18 protein-coding genes and 1 tRNA gene are annotated in these 21313 nt (G+C 70.8%); 9 read left to right on the top strand and 10 right to left on the bottom strand.

The window, feature by feature from the left end; translation table 11 throughout:
- Positions 1-86: 86 nt before the first annotated feature.
- Together AC0B61_RS25500 and AC0B61_RS25495 are read right to left on the bottom strand one after the other, a co-directional pair.
- Positions 87-287 (bottom strand): DUF397 domain-containing protein, encoded by a 201-nt coding sequence (locus AC0B61_RS25500; RefSeq protein WP_471743067.1) that lies wholly within the window; start codon positions 285-287, stop codon positions 87-89.
- Entirely contained in the window at positions 284-1132 is an 849-nt protein-coding gene (locus tag AC0B61_RS25495) for a helix-turn-helix domain-containing protein (protein ID WP_471743066.1), read from the bottom strand. The genes AC0B61_RS25500 and AC0B61_RS25495 overlap by 4 nt, the downstream gene beginning before the upstream one ends.
- A 324-nt stretch (positions 1133-1456) precedes the next feature.
- On the opposite strand from AC0B61_RS25495, the gene AC0B61_RS25490 reads away from it, so the two are divergent.
- Entirely contained in the window at positions 1457-1612 is a 156-nt protein-coding gene (locus AC0B61_RS25490) for a hypothetical protein (protein WP_471743065.1), read from the top strand.
- A 48-nt stretch (positions 1613-1660) separates the two neighbouring features.
- On the opposite strand, the gene AC0B61_RS25485 is transcribed toward AC0B61_RS25490, so the two are convergent.
- Positions 1661-2263, bottom strand: coding sequence for a GNAT family N-acetyltransferase (locus tag AC0B61_RS25485; RefSeq protein WP_471743064.1), 603 nt, complete (start codon positions 2261-2263; stop codon positions 1661-1663).
- A 127-nt stretch (positions 2264-2390) separates the two neighbouring features.
- A complete protein-coding gene (locus tag AC0B61_RS25480) occupies positions 2391-3674 on the bottom strand; it encodes an adenylosuccinate synthase (protein WP_471743063.1) in 1284 nt (427 codons plus the stop codon).
- A gap of 126 nt (positions 3675-3800) precedes the next feature.
- On the opposite strand from AC0B61_RS25480, the gene AC0B61_RS25475 reads away from it, so the two are divergent.
- The 3 genes from AC0B61_RS25475 (at position 3801) to purM (ending at position 7738) form a co-directional block, all read left to right on the top strand.
- Positions 3801-4646 carry a diacylglycerol kinase gene (locus tag AC0B61_RS25475; protein ID WP_471743062.1) on the top strand — a complete coding sequence of 282 codons (846 nt, stop codon included), beginning with the start codon at positions 3801-3803 and terminating at the stop codon, positions 4644-4646.
- 297 nt (positions 4647-4943) lie between these two features.
- Entirely contained in the window at positions 4944-6527 is a 1584-nt protein-coding gene (gene purF / locus AC0B61_RS25470; protein ID WP_471743061.1) for an amidophosphoribosyltransferase, read from the top strand.
- A 125-nt stretch (positions 6528-6652) separates the two neighbouring features.
- Positions 6653-7738: a phosphoribosylformylglycinamidine cyclo-ligase gene (purM, locus tag AC0B61_RS25465; RefSeq protein WP_471743060.1), complete on the top strand. Its 1086-nt coding sequence runs from the start codon at positions 6653-6655 to the stop codon at positions 7736-7738.
- Positions 7739-7888: 150 nt separating this feature from the next.
- On the opposite strand, the gene AC0B61_RS25460 is transcribed toward purM, so the two are convergent.
- Both AC0B61_RS25460 and AC0B61_RS25455 read right to left on the bottom strand, forming a co-directional pair.
- Entirely contained in the window at positions 7889-8149 is a 261-nt protein-coding gene (locus tag AC0B61_RS25460; protein ID WP_471743059.1) for a DUF3073 domain-containing protein, read from the bottom strand.
- Between the two features lie 383 nt (positions 8150-8532).
- The gene (locus AC0B61_RS25455) at positions 8533-9705 is read right to left on the bottom strand and encodes a Glu/Leu/Phe/Val dehydrogenase dimerization domain-containing protein (RefSeq protein WP_471743058.1); all 1173 of its coding nucleotides are present in this window, start codon (positions 9703-9705) and stop codon (positions 8533-8535) included.
- A 206-nt stretch (positions 9706-9911) separates the two neighbouring features.
- Here AC0B61_RS25455 and AC0B61_RS25450 point away from each other — a divergent pair, with 206 nt between their 5' ends.
- A complete protein-coding gene (locus AC0B61_RS25450) occupies positions 9912-10856 on the top strand; it encodes a DUF8083 family protein (RefSeq protein WP_471743057.1) in 945 nt (314 codons plus the stop codon).
- 487 nt (positions 10857-11343) lie between these two features.
- Positions 11344-11550, top strand: coding sequence for a developmental transcriptional regulator BldC (gene bldC / locus AC0B61_RS25445; protein ID WP_014137253.1), 207 nt, complete (start codon positions 11344-11346; stop codon positions 11548-11550).
- Positions 11551-11912: 362 nt separating this feature from the next.
- On the opposite strand, the gene AC0B61_RS25440 is transcribed toward bldC, so the two are convergent.
- Together AC0B61_RS25440 and hrpA are read right to left on the bottom strand one after the other, a co-directional pair.
- A tRNA-Asp gene (locus tag AC0B61_RS25440) sits at positions 11913-11986 on the bottom strand.
- Positions 11987-12131: 145 nt separating this feature from the next.
- Positions 12132-16127: an ATP-dependent RNA helicase HrpA gene (gene hrpA, locus AC0B61_RS25435; protein ID WP_471743056.1), complete on the bottom strand. Its 3996-nt coding sequence runs from the start codon at positions 16125-16127 to the stop codon at positions 12132-12134.
- A 141-nt stretch (positions 16128-16268) separates the two neighbouring features.
- On the opposite strand from hrpA, the gene AC0B61_RS25430 reads away from it, so the two are divergent.
- A complete protein-coding gene (locus AC0B61_RS25430; RefSeq protein ID WP_471743055.1) occupies positions 16269-16787 on the top strand; it encodes a SigE family RNA polymerase sigma factor in 519 nt (172 codons plus the stop codon).
- Positions 16784-17704, top strand: coding sequence for a hypothetical protein (locus AC0B61_RS25425; RefSeq protein WP_471743054.1), 921 nt, complete (start codon positions 16784-16786; stop codon positions 17702-17704). The genes AC0B61_RS25430 and AC0B61_RS25425 overlap by 4 nt, the downstream gene beginning before the upstream one ends.
- Positions 17705-17912: 208 nt before the next feature.
- On the opposite strand, the gene AC0B61_RS25420 is transcribed toward AC0B61_RS25425, so the two are convergent.
- The gene (locus AC0B61_RS25420; RefSeq protein WP_471743053.1) at positions 17913-18458 is read right to left on the bottom strand and encodes a Uma2 family endonuclease; all 546 of its coding nucleotides are present in this window, start codon (positions 18456-18458) and stop codon (positions 17913-17915) included.
- Between the two features lie 306 nt (positions 18459-18764).
- On the bottom strand, positions 18765-19784 hold the full coding sequence (locus AC0B61_RS25415; protein WP_471743052.1) for a plasmid pRiA4b ORF-3 family protein: 1020 nt from the start codon (positions 19782-19784) through the stop codon (positions 18765-18767).
- 295 nt (positions 19785-20079) lie between these two features.
- On the opposite strand from AC0B61_RS25415, the gene AC0B61_RS25410 reads away from it, so the two are divergent.
- Entirely contained in the window at positions 20080-21213 is a 1134-nt protein-coding gene (locus AC0B61_RS25410) for a hypothetical protein (RefSeq protein ID WP_471743051.1), read from the top strand.
- The last annotated feature ends 100 nt before the right edge of the window (positions 21214-21313 follow it).

Below are 21313 nucleotides of genomic sequence, written 5' to 3'. Positions count from 1 at the left end.
GCACCCCGCCCGGAGTGCTGCGTCAGGCGCAGGGGTCCACTGTGGGCTGCCAAGCCTACCGTCGTGGCCTGCCCGGGCGATCGGCGTCAGGGCCGGGCGGGGTCGCCGTACCGGTCGAACTCCCCGGCCTTCACGCCGCGGACGAAGGCGGCCCACTTGCGCGGCGAGGTCCGGACGACCACCTCGGGCCGGTCCGACTCGCGGATCTCCACCTGTCCGCCCGCCGCCCTGACCTCGACGCAGTCGGTGCTCTCGCCGCTGGCGGACGCCTTGCGCCACGTACTCATGAGAAGTCTTTCAGTAAGAACTGGATGAAGTCCCGGGACTCGTCCGTCCCGAGCGCGATCGCCGCGGTCTCCTCCTTGATCCGGCGGTAGGAGGCCAATTCGGCCTGGGTGTGCACGAACTTCGGACCGTGGGTGAGGTCGATCTGGACGGTGTCGAGCTCCGGGACTGGCCCGCGGGCGAGGTACAGGCTCTCGCCGGATCCGGTGTAGGTGGGCACGCTGAACGGGATCACCCGGATCTCCACCAAGGGCCGCTCGGAATTCTCCAGCAGGCTCTCCAACTGTGCGCGCAGCACTTCCGGACCGCCGAACTGCATGCGCAGCGCGGATTCGTGCAGGAATGCGCTGTACGGCTTCGGACGTTCGGTGAAGATCTGCTGGCGCCGAATCCGGAAGGCCTTCCGGACGGCCGCCTCCTGCCGGTACTGCGGGGGCAGCCGCTCGAACACCGCGGCGGCGTACTCCGGGGTCTGCAGCAGGCCGGGGATGAACGTGCTGTTCAGGATGGACAGCGACGCGGCGTGGTGCTCCATCTCCGCGATGTCGATGATCGGGTTCGGCAGCCGGCCGCGGTAGCCGTCCCACCAGTACTTGCGGCGGTCCTGGGTCATCGTCAGCAGCGCGTCCAGGTAGGGGCCGTCCTCGCAGCCGCAGGTGCGGGCCCAGGTCCGCAGCCGGTCGGCGCTGATGCCCGACTTCCCGTTCTCCATCTGGGAGATCTTGGGCAGGTCGGTGCCGATGGTGGCGGCCAGGCTCTTGGGCGTGACGCCCACGCGTTCGCGGATCCTGCGCAACTCGATCCCGAGGCGCTGCTGGCGCACGGTCGGCGACAAGCGGGGTGGCATGACTCTCTTCTCCGGATCGCGGCTGCGGTCGATGCTTCCGGTGAAGTGTGCCGCGCATACCTGGCGCTAGCTACCGAAATGGGGGATAACCCACGATGGAGTGAACGTTCTTCCGCTCGGTAGCAACTCTGGCACCCTGACCCTATGGTCGTCGTGTCACTCGCTGACTTGTTGCTGTCTAAACAGTCATCAATCAGCCGTCATTACCCGCCGGATGCATGGTCACGGCGCCCGACACCACCGACCGGAGACAGCCATGCCCCTTCCCCCGACTCTCCGCCTTCCCCGCCATCCCTGTCCTTCCCGCCGCATTTCCGTATCCCGGTGAATGCGCTTCTGGTCGCCGCACTGTCCGCACTCCTCCTGGCCGTCCTTTTCGTCGGCTGGCTGGTCTGGCTGGTCAACCTCCAGCCCCGCGAACCCCGCCCGGCGAAGCGCGGGATCACGGCCGGCCACTCCACCGGCGGAGACCGGAGATAGCGCCTCTCCTTGCGCCGGCCGGGCGGTCGACTTGGCGCCGGGCGTCCCTCAGCCGCGCGAAAGGCGCTCCAGCAGACGGGACTTGGCGGCCGGCCACTCGTCGGCGAGCATCGAGAAGTAGGCGGAGTCGCGCCAGGTGCCGTTGGCGCGGTACTTCTCGCGGCGGTGGGTGCCCTCGTACTGGGCGCCGAGGCGGAGGATCGCGTTGCGGGAGCGGTCGTTGAGGGCGTCGGTCTTCCAGGAGACGCGCCCCATGCCCAGGTCCTCGAAGGCGTGGGTGAGCAGCAGGAGCTTGGACTCGGTGTTGACGGCCGTGCGCCAGACCGAGCGGGCGTACCAGGTGCCGCCGATCTCCAGCAGCTCGTTCTCGGCGCTGAAGTTGTAGTAGCCGGTGATGCCGACGGCCCGGCCGCTCGTGAGGTCGATGACGGCGAACTTCACCGCCGTTCCCCGCGCGACCTCGGCGAGGCGGACGTCGAGGATGGCGCCCAGTTCCGCCTCCGAGGTGGGCGGGAGGAAGGGGATCCAACGCCAGACCTCGGGGTCGGGGCCGACGCCGGTCCAGAGGTCGGCGAGGTGTCGGCGGTCCAGGGGTTCCAGGCGGACGTGGCGGCCGGTGAGGGTGACGGGCACGGGCAGCTTCGCGGTCATGATCCGAAAATAACCGCGCTATGCACTAGATGCAAGGGATATTTGCACTAGTGCATATGTGGGAGGGTAAAGCGAAAGGCCCTGCGGGACGCATCCCGCAGGGCCCTTCGCCGAGAACGGACTCGGCTCAGATGAACGAGTTGATCTGGATCGTCTCGTCCCGGCCCGGGCCGACGCCGATGGCCGAGATCGGCGCGCCCGACATCTCCTCCAGCGCCTTCACGTACGCCTGGGCGTTCTTCGGCAGCTCGGCGAAGGTCTTCGCCTTGCTGATGTCCTCGCTCCAGCCCGGCAGGCTCTCGTAGACCGGCTTGGCGTGGTGGAAGTCCGACTGGTTGTAAGGGAGTTCCTCGACCCGCTTGCCGTCGATCTCGTACGCGACGCAGACCGGGATCTGCTCCCAGCCGGTCAGGACGTCGAGCTTGGTGAGGAAGAAGTCGGTGAGGCCGTTGACCCGGGTCGCGTAGCGGGCGATGACGGCGTCGAACCAGCCGCAGCGGCGGTCACGGCCGGTGGTGACACCGCGCTCGCCGCCGATCCGGCGCAGCGCCTCGCCGTCCGCGTCGAGCAGCTCGGTCGGGAACGGGCCGGAGCCGACGCGGGTGGTGTAGGCCTTGAGGATGCCGATGACCCGGTCGATCTTGGTGGGGCCGATGCCGGCGCCGGTGCAGGCGCCGCCCGCGGTCGGGTTCGACGAGGTCACGAAGGGGTACGTGCCGTGGTCGACGTCCAGCAGGGTGCCCTGGCCGCCCTCCAGCAGGACGACCTTGTCCGCCTTCAGGGCCTCGTCCAGGACGAGGGTGGTGTCGGCGAGGAACGGCCTGATCTTCTCCGCGTAGCCCAGGTACTCCTCGACCACCAGGTCGGCCGGGATGGTGCGGCGGTTGTACAGCTTGACCAGGATCTGGTTCTTGTCGTGCAGCGCCGCCTCGATCTTCTGGCGCAGGATCGACTCGTCGAACAGGTCCTGGACCCGGATGCCGACGCGGTTGATCTTGTCCGCGTAGGTCGGGCCGATGCCGCGGCCGGTGGTGCCGATCCGGCGCTTGCCGAGGAAGCGCTCGGTGACCTTGTCCAGGGTGCGGTGGTACGGCGTGATCAGGTGGGCGTTGCCCGAGATCAGCAGCTTGGACGTGTCGATGCCGCGGTCGTTCAGGCCGGCCAGCTCGGAGAGCAGCACGGCCGGGTCGATCACGACGCCGTTGCCGATCACCGGCGTGACGTTCGGGCTGAGGATGCCGGAAGGAAGCAGGTGCAGGGCGTACTTCTGGTCGCCGATGACCACCGTGTGACCGGCGTTGTTGCCGCCCTGGTAGCGGACGACGTAGTCGACGGAACCACCGAGGAGGTCGGTGGCCTTCCCCTTGCCCTCGTCCCCCCACTGAGCGCCAACGAGCACGAGTGCCGGCACAGGCGTACACCCCTTCCGGTTGGGGCATCCTGCGTAGGCCGCAGTCTGCCCCGAGATAGACGAAGCCCCTGGCGCAATGGCGCAAGGGGCTCTTGCACCGAGAGATTACCTGAGGAAGGACCGGTCGTGTCGTCCCTGTCCACGCCTGCCACCGGCGGCCCCGAGCCGCTCCTGCTGCTCCTCGACCCGGTGGCCCGGCGGACCGACGGCGAGTCGGTGCGGATCGCGAAGGACGTCCTCTGCGGGGGCGCGGACGTCAAGGTGGCCTATCCGGAGAGTCCTTCCGAACTGGACCGGGTGCTTTCGCACCGGGGTCGGCGGCGACCGGTGGTGATCGGTTCCGATCTCGCGTTGCAGCGGGTGCTGCAGGCGCTGCATCGCCAGCGTGAGCTGGGTGCGGAACCGGTGGGGATGGTTCCGGTCGGGCGGGCGGAGGAGCTGGCGGCGGCCCGGGCGCTCGGTGTGCCGGGGGAGCCGGTGCGGGCCGCGCGGGCGGTGCTGTCGGGCGCGTCGCGCCGGCTGGACCTCCTGGTGGACGACGGCGGCGGGGTGGCCCTGGGCGGAGTGCGGATCACCGGTGGCGGCGCGCGCCGTCCGGGGGGCCGTTCGAGTGGCTGGCGTTCGCTATGGGCGAAACTGGCTGCGGCCGAGCAGGCGAACGCACTCACTCCCGAGGGGGTCGACCACAGCTCCCGGGTCCGGGTCGAGGCGGACGGCCGGCTGCTCGCGGACGTCCACCGGCCGGTCCGGCTGGTCCACGTCACGCTCCCGTCCGGGGCCCCGGACGGCACGGGCGAACTGGAGATCGTGGTGCGCGCCTCAGGTGCCCTGGTGCGGGCCCGGGCGGCGAGCGTCTCGGTGGTCGGCCGGGGCTTCGGCTACGAGGCGGACGGCCACCAGATCGGCCCGGTCCGCGCCAGGACCTGGACGGTGCGCCCCGACGCCTGGGGCCTGCTGCTGCCCGCGGCGTAGCGCCGACCACCCCCGGGCAGACCGCGCGACCGCGCGACCATGCGACCCCGAGGTGAACGCCGGGTGAGCAGGCTCACGTTCGCCGTCGCCCCGACACCCCCCGCCGCACACCCGGAAGTCCCCGACATTCCCCAACGGGCGCGAACCGCAAGGCCAACCGCTGCCCACCGGAATTCCGGCGCCCCTAAATCCCCACCCCGTAAGGGGTTTTGTCTACGCGCGTTACTGATCGGCCGCCCGACAATCCAGGCATCCCTGGTTCCGGAAGACCGCACCAACTGCCCTAGACTCGAAGGCGTGCCACGTGGTGACGGAAGACTCAACCACGATCTTCTTCCCGGTGAGAAAGGCCCCCAGGACGCTTGCGGCGTCTTCGGTGTCTGGGCTCCCGGCGAGGAGGTCGCCAAGCTCACGTTCTTCGGCCTTTACGCCCTGCAGCACCGCGGTCAGGAATCCGCGGGCATCGCAGTGAGCAATGGCTCCCAGATTCTCGTCTTCAAGGACATGGGACTCGTCTCCCAGGTCTTCGACGAGGCCTCCCTGGGGTCGTTGCACGGGCATATCGCCGTCGGACACGCCCGCTACTCGACCACCGGTTCCTCGGTCTGGGAGAACGCCCAGCCGACTTTCCGGGCGACCGTCCACGGTTCGCTGGCCCTCGGGCACAACGGGAACCTGGTGAACACCGCCGAACTGGCGGCCATGGTCGCCGAACTGCCCGGCGAGGAGCACGTCTCGCGCTCCGGCCGGACCGCCGCGACCAACGACACCGACCTGGTGACGGCGCTGCTCGCCGGCCACCCGGACCTCTCCATCGAGGAGACGGCCAAGGTCGTGCTGCCGGCCGTCAAGGGCGCCTTCTCGCTCGTCTTCATGGACGAGCACACCCTCTACGCCGCCCGCGACCCGCAGGGCATCCGCCCGCTGGTACTCGGCCGGCTGGAGCGCGGCTGGGTGGTCGCCTCCGAGACGGCGGCGCTGGACATCTGCGGTGCCTCGTTCATCCGTGAGGTCGAGCCCGGCGAGCTGATCGCCATCGACGAGAACGGCATGCGCAGCTCCCGCTTCGCCGAGGCCAAGCCCAAGGGCTGCGTCTTCGAGTACGTCTACCTGGCCCGCCCCGACACCAGCATCGCCGGTCGCAACGTGCACCTCTCCCGGGTGGAGATGGGCCGCCGCCTGGCGAAGGAGGCCCCCGTCGAGGCCGACCTGGTGATAGCGACGCCCGAGTCCGGCACCCCCGCCGCGATCGGCTACGCCGAGGCCAGCGGCATCCCGTACGGCTCCGGCCTGGTGAAGAACGCCTACGTGGGCCGCACCTTCATCCAGCCCAGCCAGACCATCCGCCAGCTCGGCATCCGGCTCAAGCTGAACCCGCTGCGCGAGGTCATCCAGGGCAAGCGCCTGGTGGTCGTGGACGACTCGATCGTGCGCGGCAACACCCAGCGCGCGCTGGTGAAGATGCTGCGCGAGGCCGGCGCCGCCGAGGTGCACATCCGGATCTCCTCCCCGCCGGTGAAGTGGCCGTGCTTCTTCGGCATCGACTTCGCCACCCGCGCGGAGCTGATCGCCAACGGCATGACCATCGAGGAGATCGGCCGCACCCTCGGTGCCGACTCGCTCTCCTACATCTCGATCGACGGCATGATCGAGGCCACCACCCAGCCCAAGGACAAGCTCTGCCGGGCCTGCTTCGACGGTGAGTACCCGATGGAGCTGCCCGACCCGGCGCTGCTCGGCAAGCTCCTGCTGGAGGCCGAGATCAAGGGCGGCCGGCAGCAGCCGGCCGTCCGCGGCAAGCCGACCAGCGGCAGCGACCTGGACGGCGTCCAGTCGCTGCTCGGCGGGGCGGGCGCGGCCGACGCGCTGCGCCGCCCGTAGTACTCACGGTGGGGCCCCGGAACCCGGGGCCCCACCGCGCTGTTCCGACCCCCACCCCGACCCGGAAGGGCCGCACCGCAGTGACCTCCCACCCGTCGCCCACCGCCACCCCCCATGGAGACGCTGTGCGTCACACCCCTGATGGCGCCACCTACGCCGCCGCCGGCGTCGACATCGAGGCGGGCGACCGCGCCGTCGAGCTCATGAAGCAGTGGGTGAAGAAGGCCAACCGCCCCGAGGTGGTCGGCGGTCTCGGCGGCTTCGCCGGCCTTTTCGACGCGTCCGCCTTCAAGAACTACGAGCGGCCGCTGCTGGCCTCGGCCACCGACGGCGTGGGGACCAAGGTGGCCATCGCCGCCGCCATGGACAAGCACGACACCATCGGTCACGACCTGGTCGGCATGGTCGTCGACGACCTGGTGGTGTGCGGTGCCGAACCGCTGTTCATGACCGACTACATCTGCGTCGGCAAGGTCGTCCCGGAGCGGGTCGCCGCGATCGTCAAGGGCATCGCCGAGGGCTGCGCGCTGGCCGGCTGCGCCCTGGTCGGCGGCGAGACCGCCGAGCACCCGGGCCTGCTTGGCCCGGACGAGTACGACGTGGCGGGCGCCGGCACCGGTGTGGTGGAGGCCGACGCGCTGCTCGGCGCGGACCGGGTCCGGGCCGGCGACGTGGTGATCGCGATGGCCGCCTCCGGCCTGCACTCCAACGGCTACTCGCTGGTGCGCCACGTGCTGCTGAACGAGGCCGGCTGGAAGCTGGACCGCAAGGTCGAGGAGTTCGGCCGCACCCTCGGCGAGGAGCTGCTGGAGCCGACCCGGATCTACTCGCTGGACTGCCTGGCGCTGACCCGCGCCACCGAGGTCCACGCCTTCTCGCACGTCACCGGCGGCGGCCTGGCGGCCAACCTGGCCCGGGTCGTCCCGGACGGCCTGCACGCCCGCCTGGACCGCGGCACCTGGACCCCGCTGCCGGTCTTCCGGACCGTCGCCGAGGTCGGCAACGTGGCCACGCTGGAGATCGAGAAGACGCTCAACATGGGCGTCGGCATGGTCGCCGTCGTCCCGCCGCACTCGGTGGACGCCGTGCTGGCGATCCTCGAGGACCGCGGCGTGGAGGCCTGGCTGCTCGGCGACATCGTCGAGCGCGGCGACGAGTACGAGGGCGGCGCGGCCCTCTACAACGCCTACGAGGGCTTCCGGGCGGTCTGACCCGGCCCCGACGACGAGAGGGCCCCTCCGGCGCACCGGAGGGGCCCTCTCGTCGTTCCGCGGCCGCCGCGGGCAGCGCTCCCGTCCGCGGGAACGCCGAAGACCGGCCCGGCGCCCTGGGCGCCCGGACCGGTCCGGCGAAGCTGCTGGTTACGAGCGGCGGGAGGCCTGCGAGGCCCCGGTGCCCGGCTCGTTGTCGTCCTCGTCTTCGAGGTCGGCGTAGCGGGCGGCGTACTCCGCGTACGGGTCGTCGTCCTCCTCCTCCTCCTCGATCGGCTCAGGGTCGATCGAAGCGGTGGACGGCGATACGCCCAGCTCGTTGGACAGACGGTTAGCGTCGAACCCGCCGCTGTTGTACTTCAGCTCGCGGGCGACCTTCGTCTGCTTGGCCTTGGCCCGGCCGCGCCCCATGGGTCGACCCCCTCAACGATGGGGCTCACGGCCCCGAGTCTGACACGTGTTCATGATCAGGACCGGCCTGCCCGAATGGGAGGACCGTGCCTTGGAGCATTAACGGTACCTGTTTCCGCCGCTGGACGGTACGTCGTCGGTGTGACGTGGCGCGCACCGACTGCACCCGAGACCAGGTCTTCCCAGGTCAGGGGAGGTTTTGCGGCGTTTTGCGCGCTGTCCAGAGGTGTCTCGGGTCCGTCGTTCCGGGACCGATTATCCCCCCTAGGGGGGCGCTGGATCACCCGATCGGGCGCAGAAGTGAGAATCCGGTTCCACATCGTGATGCGCGGGGGGCCGCGGTCGGCGGCCCCCCGCGCATCCGGATTCCGGTACCGGCCGGATCAGGCGCGGCGGGCGCCTGGCAGCAGGACGGTGCGCAGGGCGCTGATCTCGCGCATCCGCCGCTCGGCCAGGCGGTCGGCGGCAACCGCCGGCGGGACGCCGTCGACGGCGGCCCGGGTGAAGATCTCCAGGGTGGTGTCGAAGATCCTGGTGGCCTTGTTCTTGGCCCGCTCGAAGTTGAAGCCGTCGATCTCGTCGGCGACCTGGATGACGCCGCCGGAGTTCACCAGGTAGTCCGGCGCGTAGAGGATGCCGCGGTCGGCCAGGTCCTTCTCGACGCCCGGGTGCGCCAGCTGGTTGTTGGCCGCGCCGCAGACGATCGAGGTGCCGAGCCCGCCCAGCGCCGCCACCGTGGCGTCGGTCAGCGCACCGCCGAGGGCGCAGGGGGCGTAGACGTCCAGCTTGGCCTGGAGCAGGGCGGCGGTGTCGGCGACCACCTCCACCTCCGGGTGGGCCGCGCGCACGCGGTTGACGGCGGCCTCGGAGACGTCGGTGATGACGACGGTGGCGCCGTCCGCGACCAGGTGGCCGACCAGGTAGTGGCCGACCTTGCCGACGCCCGCGACGCCGACCCGCTTGCCCCGCAGGGTCGGCTGGCCCCAGCGGGCCTGGGCGGAGGCGCGCATGCCCTGGAAGACGCCGAAGGCGGTCAGGATGGACGAGTCGCCGGCGCCGCCGTGCTCGGGCGAGCGGCCGGTCACGAACGCGGTCTCGCGCGCGATGACGTCCATGTCCTGGACGTAGGTGCCCACGTCGCAGGCGGTGATGTAGCGGCCGCGCAGGGACTCCACGAAGCGGCCGTAGGCCCGCAGCATCGCCTCGTTCTTGTCCCCGCCCTCGGACTTGGGGGCCGGGTCGCCGATGATGACGGCCTTGCCGCCGCCGAGGTCCAGCCCGGCCAGCGCGTTCTTGTAGGACATCCCGCGGGACAGGTTCAGCGCGTCCTCCAGCGCCGCCTCCTCGGAGGCGTACGGGAAGAAGCGGGTGCCGCCGAGGGCCGGGCCCAGGGCGGTGGAGTGGATGGCGATGATGGCCTTCAGGCCGGAGCTTCGGTCGTGGCAGAGGACGACCTGCTCGTGGCCGTCGCCGGGGGCGCCGTCCTGCTCGGTGCGGAAGATCCTGCTGAGCACGCCGGGTGCGGGGTGCGTGGCGGGGGTCTGTACGTCGGTCACTGTGGTGACTCCAGTATCGAAGGCCCGCTGCTGTGGTGCGGGCGCCTACGGCGAAGCGTAGTCGGGCGGGCGCCGCCGATCGGCCCGCTTGTCCGAGCTTGCGCCGGTTGTCCGAGGGGTGAGACGGGAGGGGTGCGCGGTGCGGGCGCGAACGGTTCGCAGGCGCGCTCTCCCGGGGCCGGGCGGCTCGTGCGACCATGCAGGACGTGACCGTCGTACGCACTTCCGTACAGCCGCCCTACGCCGCCCACCTGCGGGTCTACGAGCCGCTGGCGGCCTATCCGGAGCCCGAGCGGGCGCGTTGGCAGGCCTACGCGGCGGAGCACGGGCCGGACGCCGGGCAGGCGGGCCAGCCGGTCGCGGCGGCGGTGCTGGAGGAGCAGCGGGAGGCGCTCGCGGGGCTGGCTTCGCGGACGCCCCGGGCGCTGCCCGAGCGGGAGAGCGGGCGGGCGTACCTGCGGGTGGTGGACGGCGTGCTGTACGTCTGCCCGTGGGCGACCAGGCTGCGCAGCTGGCAGGCGCTGGACGAGCTGCGGGCCGGGGCGCCGGTGGCGCTGCTGGACACCGCGCTGCCGCCGGCGGCCAGGGCGGCCGCCGAGGCGGACCGGGAGCGCTGGCGGGCCGAGCACCCGGACGCCCGGCCGTGGATCCTCACCAGCCGGTGGGAGGTGCCGGTGCGCTGGTTCCTGCCGTTCGGGGACGAGGACCGCTGCTTCGTGCCGGCCGGCGGGCCGCCGGCCGGGGAGGCGGCCGAGGGGGAGGCGCCGGGCGGCGGAGCGGGGGTGGCAGGGGAGCGGGGCGGCCGGCCGGCGGCGCTGTTCTACCTGGTGCCGATGGCGCAGGCGCGCCGGCGGGTGGCGCGGGCCTACCGGGCGCTGCGCGAGAAGCTGCCGGACGGGGAGCTGGCGCAGGGCGCGGAGCGGGTCGGGCGGTGGCTGGAGGAGTTCCATCCGCGTTCGCTGGTGGAACTGGACTACGGGGGCCTGGTGCATCTGCTGGGGCCGGAACGGCTGTTGGCGGACCGTTCGGCGGCGGAGCTGGAGGAGGGGCTGCGCGCGCTGCGCGCGGGGGACACCGCCGAGGCGCTGCGCGCGTACGGGGACCTGACGGGGCGCTGGCGGCGGGTGTCGGCGCTGCGGAACGCGAACTGACGTCCGACCGCCCGTGTATGACTGTAAGAGTCCTTGGGACCGCGGCGTCGATGACCAAGGTCCTGGTTCGGGTCAATAGCTGTCGAACGTGACACTACTCACCGTTGACGCGAACTTACCCCTATGTGCAAAAATGGGACAACCAGCCCAACTTCACGTGAGCATGCCCACTTTTGGGTGGTTCTGGAGTCGATGCGTGCTTTGTGGGGAAACGGAGGGTCTGGTCCCCCCGTAACCCGATGTCATCGACGTGTGACTGTCCGTTATGGGGTGGTCCATCGCCATCCGTCGGCCTTGAACCCGTGAGGGGTCAATTTTGGCGGTTTGGTCGATAGGGCTGGACGGATGGTGTAGTTGTAGACACCAGGACAAGCCGTTCGTCCTATAACCGACTCGGCCCGTCTATGCCATTTCGGGCATCGCGGGCCAAGGTGCAGAATTTGAAGGATAGAACCGCCCTGGTTCGGTTCTCCCGAGGAGGCCGCTCATGACCGCTCGTACCCCTGATGCTGAGCCGCTGCTGACGCCGGCAGAGGTTGCCACCATGTTCCGCGTGGACCCGAAGACGGTCACCCGCTGGGCCAAGGCGGGCAAGCTGACGTCGATTCGCACGCTCGGCGGTCACCGCCGTTACCGTGAGGCGGAGGTGCGCGCCCTGCTGGCCGGGATTCCCGCTCAGCGCACTGAGGCCTGATGGGCCAAAGGCTCTTTAAAGGGGCTGCTTACCGGACTCCGCCGGGTCCGGTAAGCGGCCCCTTTGTCGTGCCCGGCCCGGCTTCCGGTTCCGGTCGGCCGACCGGAATGTTGAACTCCGGATAACGATTTGATGCGCGTGGGGTGGGGGGGATTTACAGTGAATAGCTGTACAATTTTACATATTAAATTAATGGGGTTCGGGCCGGGTGGTGCCGGGGCCGGGTTCCGGGAAAGAGAAGTGACGACCGTCACGCGGTCGGTCGCTTGTGGTCTAGACCTAGCCGGGGTAAGGGCATGGCGGCCGAAAAGCCAAAAGCGAGAGGCCCGGAACCTGACGGTTCCGGGCCTCTCGCACTGCGGCGATCCCGACGGGACTTGAACCCGCGACCTCCACCTTGACAGGGTGGCGAGCTAACCAACTGCTCCACGGGACCAGAGTTTTCTGATCTCGTTCACTCGCTTGCCGCGCTGCGAACAAGACAGATCGTAGCCCATGGTGGGCCCCCAGGTCGAACTGGCACCTGAGGGCCCCCGAAGGCCCCGCCCGGCGGCCCCGCCCAGCTCAGAGCGGGGCCCGGGTCACAGGGCCGCCCTCGCCGTCTCCATCGCCTTCATGATCCGCTTCTCCGAGACCGGAGTCGGCGTGCCCAACGACTGGGCGAAGAAGCTCACCCGCAGCTCCTCGATCATCCAGCGGATCGCCCGCACCTCCTCGGACGGCTGCCGCCCGGCCGGCACCGCCGCCAGCAGCTCCCCGTACGCCTGCTGCACCTGCTGCACCTTCAGCAGCTGCTGGGCGTCCCGCTGCGGGTGGTTGGGCAGCGCCTCCAGGCGGCGGTCCACCGCCAGCAGGTAGCGCTTGAGGTCCGGCAGCCGCTGCCAGCCGGTGGCCGTCACGAAGCCCGGGTGCACCAGCGAGGCCAGGTGCAGCCGGACGTCGTTCACCGCGTTCAGCAGCACCGGGCTGCTCACCGACTTCAACCGGGTCGAGGCCTTGTGGAAGGCGATCAGCGCGCCGGCCGTCTTCAGCGTGGTGTCCGCGGACAGGTCGTACAGGTCCGCGCGCACCTTGTCGTGCAGCTTCGCGAACGCCGCCTCGTCCCACGCCGGGCCGCCCGCCAGGGCCGTCAGCCGGTCCGTCGCGGCGGCCACGACGTCCTCGAAGAGGGCGGCGACCGAGCCGTGCGGGCTGTACGAGAGCGCCAGCTTCGCCTGGTTGCCCAGCCGGCCCTGGATCGACTTGGCTGGGGACGTGGTGGTCAGCATCAGCAGCCGCCGGGTGCCCTCCCACATCGCCTGCGCCTGCGCCTCCGGGGTGTCGAACAGCTTGACGCCGACCGTGGCGCCCTCGTCCACCAGAGCCGGGTAGGCGCGCAGCGCGTGGCCGCGCGAGCGCTGCTCGAAGGTGCGCTGCAGGACGGGCAGGGAGGTCGGCCAGGCGGTCAGCCCGCTCTGCTCGATGCCCTGGCCGGAGGCCGCCGAGGACAGCGTCTCCTTGAGCTTCGGCTTGAGCTGCAGCCGCAGCTCCTCCAGGTCCTTGGACTCGGCGAGCTTGCGGCGCCCGTCCACCACCCGGAAGGTCACCTTGAGGTGGTCCGGCACCCGCTCGTCGTCCCAGGCCTCCGGCGGCACGGTGACGGCCGTCAGGCGCTTCAGGGCGCGCTCCAGGGACGGCAGCAGCGGCTCCTGGCGGTCCTTCACCTCGCGCAGCGCCGCCCTGGCGAAGTCCGGGGCCGGTACGAAGTTGCGCCGGATCGCCTTCGGCAGCGACTTGATGTACGCGGTGACCAGCTCGGCCCGCAGGCCGGGGATCTGCCAGTCGAAGCCCTCCGCGGTGACCTGGTTGAGCACCGGCAGCGGGATGTGCACCGTCACGCCGTCCGCGTCGCTGCCCGGCTCGAACTGGTAGGTCAGCCGGAAGCGCAGCTTGCCCTGCTGCCAGTGGTCCGGGTAGTCGGCCTCCGTGACGCCGTCGGCGGCGTCGTTGATCAGCATCGACTTCTCGAAGTTCAGCAGGTCCGGCTGCTCGTGCCGGGCCTTCTTCCACCAGGAGTCGAAGTGCCGGGTGGAGACGACGTCGTCGGGCAGCCGGGCGTCGTAGAACTCGAACAGGGTCTGGTCGTCCACCAGGATGTCCCGGCGGCGGGCCCGGTTCTCCAGCTCCTCGACCTCGCCGAGCAGCTTGCGGTTCTCCGCGAAGAACCGGTGGTGGGTCTCCCAGTCGCCCTCGACCAGCGCGTTGCGGATGAACAGCTCGCGGCAGAGCTCCGGGTCGATCCTGCCGAAGTTGACCTTGCGCTGGGCCACGATCGGCATCCCGTAGAGGGTCACCTTCTCGTACGCCAGCACCGCGCCGGCCTTCTTCTCCCAGTGGGGCTCGCTGTAGCTGCGCTTCGTCAGGTGGGCGGCCAGCGGCTCCACCCACTCCGGCTCGATCTTGGCGTTGATCCGGGCCCACAGCCGAGAGGTCTCCACCAGCTCGGCCGACATCACCCAGCGCGGCGGCTTCTTGAACAGACCGGAGCCGGGGAACACCGCGAAGCGGGCGCCGCGCGCGCCGCCGTACTCGCGCTTCTCCACGTCGAACAGGCCGATGTGGGAGAGCAGTCCGGCCAGCAGCGACTGGTGGATCCGGTCGGCGTCCGGCTCGGCCTCCTCGGCCGGCCCGGTGGCATGCGGCTCCTCCAGCGTCACCCCCAACTGCTTCGCCACGGTGCGCAGCTGGGTGTAGATGTCCTGCCACTCCCGTATCCGCAGGTAGTTGAGGAACTCCGTCTTGCACATCCGGCGGAACGCCGAGGAGGACAGCTCGCGCTGCTGCTCGCGGACGTAACGCCACATCGACAGGTAGGAGAGGAAGTCCGAGGTCTCCGAGGTGAACCGGCGGTGCCGCTCGTCGGCGGCCTGGCGCTTCTCGGCGGGGCGCTCGCGCGGGTCCTGGATGGAGAGCGCGGCGGCGATCACCATGACGTCGCGGACGCAGCCGTTGCGGTCCGCCTCCAGCACCATGCGGGCCATCCGCGGGTCCACCGGGAGCTGGGCGAGCTTGCGGCCGAGCGGGGTGAGGCGCTTGCGCGGGTCCTTCTCGTCCGGGTCCAGCGCGCCCAGCTCGTGCAGCAGGTGAACGCCGTCCTTGATGTTGCGCGAGTCCGGCGGGTCCAGGAACGGGAACGCGGCGATGTCGCCGAGGCCGGCCGCGGTCATCTGCAGGATCACCGAGGCCAGGTTGGTGCGCAGGATCTCGGCGTCGGTGAACTCGGGGCGGGAGAGGAAGTCCTCCTCCGAGTACAGCCGGATGCAGATGCCGTCCGAGGTGCGGCCGCAGCGGCCCTTGCGCTGGTTGGCGCTGGCCTGGCTGACCGCCTCGATCGGCAGCCGCTGCACCTTGGTGCGGTGGCTGTAGCGGGAGATCCGGGCGGTGCCCGGGTCGATCACGTACTTGATGCCGGGGACGGTGAGCGAGGTCTCGGCCACGTTGGTGGCCAGCACGATCCGGCGGCTGCCGGACCGCTGGAACACCCGGTGCTGCTCGGCCGAGCTCAGCCGGGCGTACAGCGGCAGGACCTCGGTGTTCCTCAGCTTCAGCCGGTTGAGGGCGTCGGCGGTGTCGCGGATCTCGCGCTCGCCGGAGAGGAAGACCAGGATGTCGCCCGGGCCCTCGGCCTGCAGCTCCTCGGCGGCGTCGCAGATCGCCTGGACCTGGTCGCGGTCGCGGTCGACCTCGTCCTGCTCCTCGGCGTCGTCGTCGACGATCGGCCGGTAGCGGACCTCCACCGGGTAGGTGCGGCCCGAGACCTCGACGATCGGGGCGTCGCCGAAGTGCCGGGCGAAGCGCTCCGGGTCGATGGTCGCGGAGGTGATCACGACCTTGAGGTCGGGGCGGCGGGGGAGCAGCTGCTTGACGTAGCCGAGGATGAAGTCGATGTTGAGGCTGCGCTCGTGCGCCTCGTCGATGATCAGGGTGTCGTACTGCTGCAGGTCGCGGTCGGTCTGGATCTCGGCGAGCAGGATGCCGTCCGTCATCAGCTTGACCAGGGTGTCCGGGCCGACCTGGTCGGTGAACCGGACCTTCCAGCCGACGGCCTCGCCCAGCGGGCTGTCCAACTCCTCCGCGACCCGCTCGGCCACCGTGCGGGCGGCGATCCGGCGCGGCTGGGTGTGGCCGACCAGACCGCGCACGCCGCGGCCGAGCTCCAGACAGATCTTCGGGATCTGGGTGGTCTTGCCGGACCCGGTCTCACCTGCGACGATCACCACCTGGTGGTCCCGGATCGCCGCCAGGATCTCGTCCTTCTTCTGGCTGACCGGCAGCTCGGCGGGATAACGGATCGCCGGGACGGCGCTGCGGCGCCGCGCGACCAGCAGCTCGGCGCGGTCGATGTCCGCGGCGATCTCGGCGGCGACCTTCTGCCGGGCATCGGGCTTGCGCACCCGGCGGGCCCCCTCCAGCCGGCGGCCGATCCGCACCTGGTCGCGCAGGGTCAGTTCGGGCAGGCGGGCGGCCAGCTCGCCTATTCCTGGGCCCTCGGCGGGCGCGGGGGCGGACTGGACTGCGGGAGAACTCACTGCGGGCATCCCTCTAGGTTCGCAAGGAGGCACGGCGGAGCGCACCTCGGTTTTCGAGCCCCTCCAGTGTCACAGCCGCCGGTGGCCAATCGCGAACGCCGGGCAACGGTCCGCGCCCCCCGTGGGCTCTGGGGGGTGAGGAGGTGCTCAATGGGAGCCCAGAAGACCGCACGGGACGAGGAGTTCCGGGCGTTCGCCGGCGGCACGTGGTCCCGGCTGTTCCGGACCGCGTACCTGCTCGCGGGGGACCGGCACGGCGCCGAGGACCTGGTCCAACAGGCCCTGGAGCGGGCCTACGTGGCGTGGGCGCGGGTCCGCGCGGCCGACGACCCGTACGCGTACGTGCGCCGGATCCTGATCAACGAGCACGCCCGCCGGTTCCGGCGCAGACCCCCTGAACACCTGGTGCACGCCGTCCCCGACCGGCCCGTACCGGCCTGGGCCGACCCGGACGACCGCGCCGTGCTGCTCGACGCGCTCGGCGGCCTGCCGCCGCGCCAGCGCCAGGCCGTGGTGCTGCGGTACTGGGAGGACCTCTCCGAGACCCAGACCGCGGCGGCGATGGGCTGCTCGGTCGGGACGGTGAAGAGCCAGGCCGCCCGCGGGCTGGCCAAACTCCGGGGAGCCTCCTCACTCATCGAACTGACCAGCATCGGAGGCGCAAGATGAGCAAGGAGTTCCTGCCCGAGTTCCTGCCCGAGTTCCTGCCCGCGGACACGGCGGCCGACGACGAGAGGGCGGCCGTACGGGCCCTCGGCGAACTGGCCGGGAGCGTCGAGACCGGTACGGTCCCGTACGACCGGCTGGTCGCCGGCGGCCGGCGGCGCCTGCGGCGGCGACGACTGCTGACCGCCGGGGCGGCCGCCGTGCTGGTCACGGCGGTCCTCGGCGGCGGGGCGGCGCTCGGCGAGCGCGGCCGGCAGGCGGCCTCGACCGTGGCGGTGGCCGCCTCGGCCGGCACCGCGGTCTCCGCCACGGCCGCCGCGGCGGCCACCACGAGCGCACCCGCCCGGGATCCGCTCAGCCCAGCCCGGGTCAAGGTCGGCGAAGGCACGGCGAACGGCCACACCTGGCAGGCCTGGACCGCCCTGTGGCCGGCCGCCCAGACCAAGGAGGCCGCCTTCAAACAGGCCCGGCTGATTCAGATGGAGCGGCACGCCGCCAACCCGGACGTCCGGCCCGTCACCCAGGCGGACGCCGACCGGAACTTCGACCCGCTCCTCGACGCGGCGAACCTCTACTACACCGTGGACGGCAGGCGGCAGGCGGACGACTCGGTGCACCGGGTCTCCGCTCCGGGCGGGTACCCGGCCGCCGTCGGCGGCGCATCGCTCGGCCTGGAGCACGGCGCGCGGTCGAGCCTCCCGCCGGTCGTGATCGAGGGGGTCCGGTCCGAGGTCGCGCGGATCGTCGTCGAATGGCAGACCGGCGGCTCCACCGAGGCGGTGCCGGTCGCGGTCGGGGACTCCCCGTTCCGCTACTACGCCGTCATCGCGAAGCCGGGCACCGACGCCAAGGCCGTCACCTCCTACGCGGCGGACGGCTCGGTGCTGGACACCAGAACCAGCTGGCTCCGCACCTCCTGAGCCGGCCCGCCGGCCTCACGGGCGGGGCGCGCGCGGCTCCGCGGTGGTCGTGGTCGCCTCCGGGCCCCACGCCACCCCGGAGAGGCACCTCCTGACCTCGCGCCGGGGCGGTGGGCCGTGGCTGCCCTCAACCGGGGGCCGGCCTTCGTCCTTGACGGTCCGTCCGGCGCCGAGCCGGTCAGGACTGCGGCAGGCGGGCCGGCGTGCGTCAGTACGGCAGCAGGCCGGCCGTGACCAGGTCGAAGCCGAACGGCTCGGGGATGGGCAGCGTCTCACCGAACTCGATGTCCTCGCGGCGGTGGTACTTCGTACCGTCGGGGCGGCTGAACAGGGTGACGGTCTTCTGCCTCGCGTCGACCAACAAGTACAGCGGGATGCCCATCAACGGGTAGTCGCGAACCTTCCCCACCCAGTCGTTCTCCGGGTTCGAGGGGGAGACCAGCTCGACGGCGACAGCGGCGAGCTCGGACGGGACCTGGTTGTCGGACGTCTCCAACGCCTCACTCGGAAGGTAGGTCAGGTCCGGGTTGCGGCTCTTGCCGACCATGGGCGAGACCAGGTCGGTGTTCTCGCTCGGTAGGAGTTCGGCCGGTGCGTGGGCGTCGAACTGGCGGCGGACCAGCAGCAGGTTCCGCTGGTGGATGCCCGAGGGGCTGACCGTCATGACGATGGTGTCGCCCGAGATCTCGACCTTGAATCCGTCGGGCAGGCTCCGGCGGGCTTCGTCGAGGAGTGCGAAGTGCTCCGGGTTCATGCGCGGTGTCTCCTGGGGTGCGCCGGGCAACGTCCTCAGGGTAGTCCGGCACCGGGAGCGACATCGCCCGTAGCGCACGAAAATGCCCCCGAAGCGAACTGCTTCGAGGGCATCGTGCCTGGTCAGGCGATGTGGCCAGGGCCGGGGTCGAACCGGCGATCTTCCGCTTTTCAGGCCAAGCCGGAGCGTCGATACGCCCTGTTTTGAGCTGTCCTGCCGTCCGTAGAAGTGCGGCTACGGACGTCACAGTGCACGGTGGTTGGCGTCAGCGTTGGCGTCAACCGGAGTCACGGCATCGGACCGCGCTCACCAGCCGAGGGTGCGCAGTTGCCGGTTGGTCTCGCGCAGGTCGAAGTGGGCCGGGTCGAAGTCGGCTGCTGTCGTGAGACCGAGCCAGCGAAGCTGGTCCTCGTGCTCCGGGGCGGCGGAGTCCTGGAGGGTCCGCTTGAGGTCCTCGTACCCGCCCGGGCCGCCGCAGTCCTCAGGAGGGCAGGCTCCGGCGCCGTCCGCGCAGGCGGGATAGTGGTGGCCGGCCTCGGCTGTCATCCGGCGTTCGACGGTGATGCTGTGCTCCCACGAGTCACCGAAATCGTAGTCGTAATCGAGGACTCCATCTTCCTTGACCAGGCTGTCCAGGACAGCGGTGGTCTCGTCCACGAAGTCCAGTTCGCTGGAGCGGCGTCCGTACCGGACGCCGTTCGCGCTGAACGCGTGCAGGTGACAGTTCTGCCAGCCCATAGCGGCCTGGATGACCTGGTGCAACCTGTCGAGGCGGATGCCTGCCGGTACCTGGACGCGGCGCCACACCGCAGGCTGTTCCGCATCGGCGAGTTGGATGCGGAGCTGGTAGACCGGGTCGCCAAGGCGTGGCTCCCCCGTAGCCGAGCCATGGCTTGACGGCCGGCCGAGGTGAGAGTGACGGACTTGCCGGTCGGCTGGGCGGCCCCGAGGCCCCTGAGTGTGGCGAGGAGGCGGTCCACGTCGCGGTCGTTGCTCTGGCGCAGGAGGCGAAGGCGGTCCTCGGGAAGGTCGTCGAGGACGAAGAACCCGGACAGTGTCTCCCACACCGAAGTCCGCAGCTTCTGCTCCGGCACCGGGAGGTCCGTGGCGTAGAGGCTCGTCAGCACCGCCCGCAGCCCGCCGGGGTACTCCTCCGCGAGCAGGGAGCCGAGCCACCCGGAGGGGAGTACCGCCTCGCCGATGCGCGGCAGGGCCTCGAACAGCGCGTCGAGGATGCGCTCGGGGTCCTCCAGTACGCGCGCGTTCTTCTTGACGGGCACCAGGCGGCCGCTGGTGACCCGCAGCAGTCGGGCTGCTTTGGCCCATTCGACCAGCAGGTTCAGGTGGTACAGCTCCTGGCTGGACTTGGTCTTGAAGGTCCTGTCACCGATGGCCGGGTCGATGGTGTCGTCGGTCTCCAGAAGAGCGACCAGGGCCCGCGCGTCCGCGAGGGTGACCTTGCCCGTCTGGGTGAGCTTGCGTCCCGCGCCGATCCAGCTGACGAGCCCTCGGACCTGCTCGACGGTGCGTGGCTGCTCGGGTTCCATCGCTGCTTCCTGTCTGCTCAGGGCTTGAGGACTCCATCATCGAGGATCGGCATTCCCGTTAGGCTCGCGGGGCGATGAGCGAGTACCAGTACTACGAGTTCCTGGCGATCGACCGGCCGCTGACCAGCGACGAGCAGGGGCAGCTGCGATCGCTGTCCACCCGGGCCCGGATCACCGCGACCAGCTTCACCAACGGGTATCAGTGGGGCAACTTGCGCGGCGATCCTCGGCGGATGGTGGAGCAGTATTACGACGCCCACCTGTACCTGACAAATTGGGGTACCCATCAGGTGATCCTGCGCCTGCCCAAGGGGCAGCTCCCGCTGCGGGCGCTGGAGCCGTACTGCTTCGACGAGTGCGTCGAGGCGTGGACGACCAAGACCCACCTCGTCCTGGACCTGCGCAGCGAGGACGAGAGCGGCGACTGGGAGGAGGGCGCCGAAGACTCACTCGGTGCCATCGCCGGGGTGCGGGCCGAGCTGGCCGCCGGTGATCACCGCGCCCTGTACCTCGCATGGCTGTCCGCCATCAGCGCCTGGGCACTCCAGGAGGACGACGAGGAGGCCTACCAGGACGCGGTCGAGCCCCCGGTCCCGGCCGGGCTCGACCGGCTGACCGCGCCGCAGCGAGCGCTCGCGGACTTCCTGCGCGTCGACGCCGACCTGCTGGCGGTCGCCGCCCAGGTCAGCCCGCCCGCCCCCGCCCCTCGGAAGCGACCCGGGAAGAAGGAGTTGGCGCCGCTGATCGCCGCGCTTCCCGAGAAGGAGAAGGACGACCTCCTGGTGCGCTTCGCGCTGGGTGATGAGCCTCAGCTGAGAGCCGAACTCGTGCGCCGACTGCGCGGCGAACCGTCTGCCGTGACCGTGCCGGGGCAGCGCTCCGCCGCGGAACTGCTGGACGCAGCGCATGCGCGAGTCACGGAGCGCCGGCAGCGCGCCGAGCGGGTTCGAGTCGAGGCGCGGGCGACGAAGCTGACCGCCCTGGCCGCCGAGGAGGAAGCGATCTGGCGCGAGGTTGCAAACCACGTCGCCCGTAAGCAGGTGGCGCGCTACGACATCGCAGTGGCCCTCATGGTCGAGCTGCGTGATGCCTGCGACCACGTCGGGCGCGGTTCTGAGTTCCGGCAGCGGCTGGCCGCGCTCCGCGACGAGTACCGGCACCTGCCCGGCCTGCTACGCAGGCTCGACGACCGGGCGCTGCGCGGTTGACGCTTAGCTTGACGTTTAACCTCGCGCGGCGAGGTGGGCCTGGAGCGTGGGTTCGCGTTTGATGGTCTTGCCGACGTCGTGACGGGATGCCGGGTTGCGG

It is taken from the genome of Kitasatospora sp. NPDC023385 (assembly GCF_055664045.1).
The sequence above is the reverse complement of the archived record's forward strand: the minus strand, read 5'-3'. Positions and strand labels throughout refer to the sequence as shown.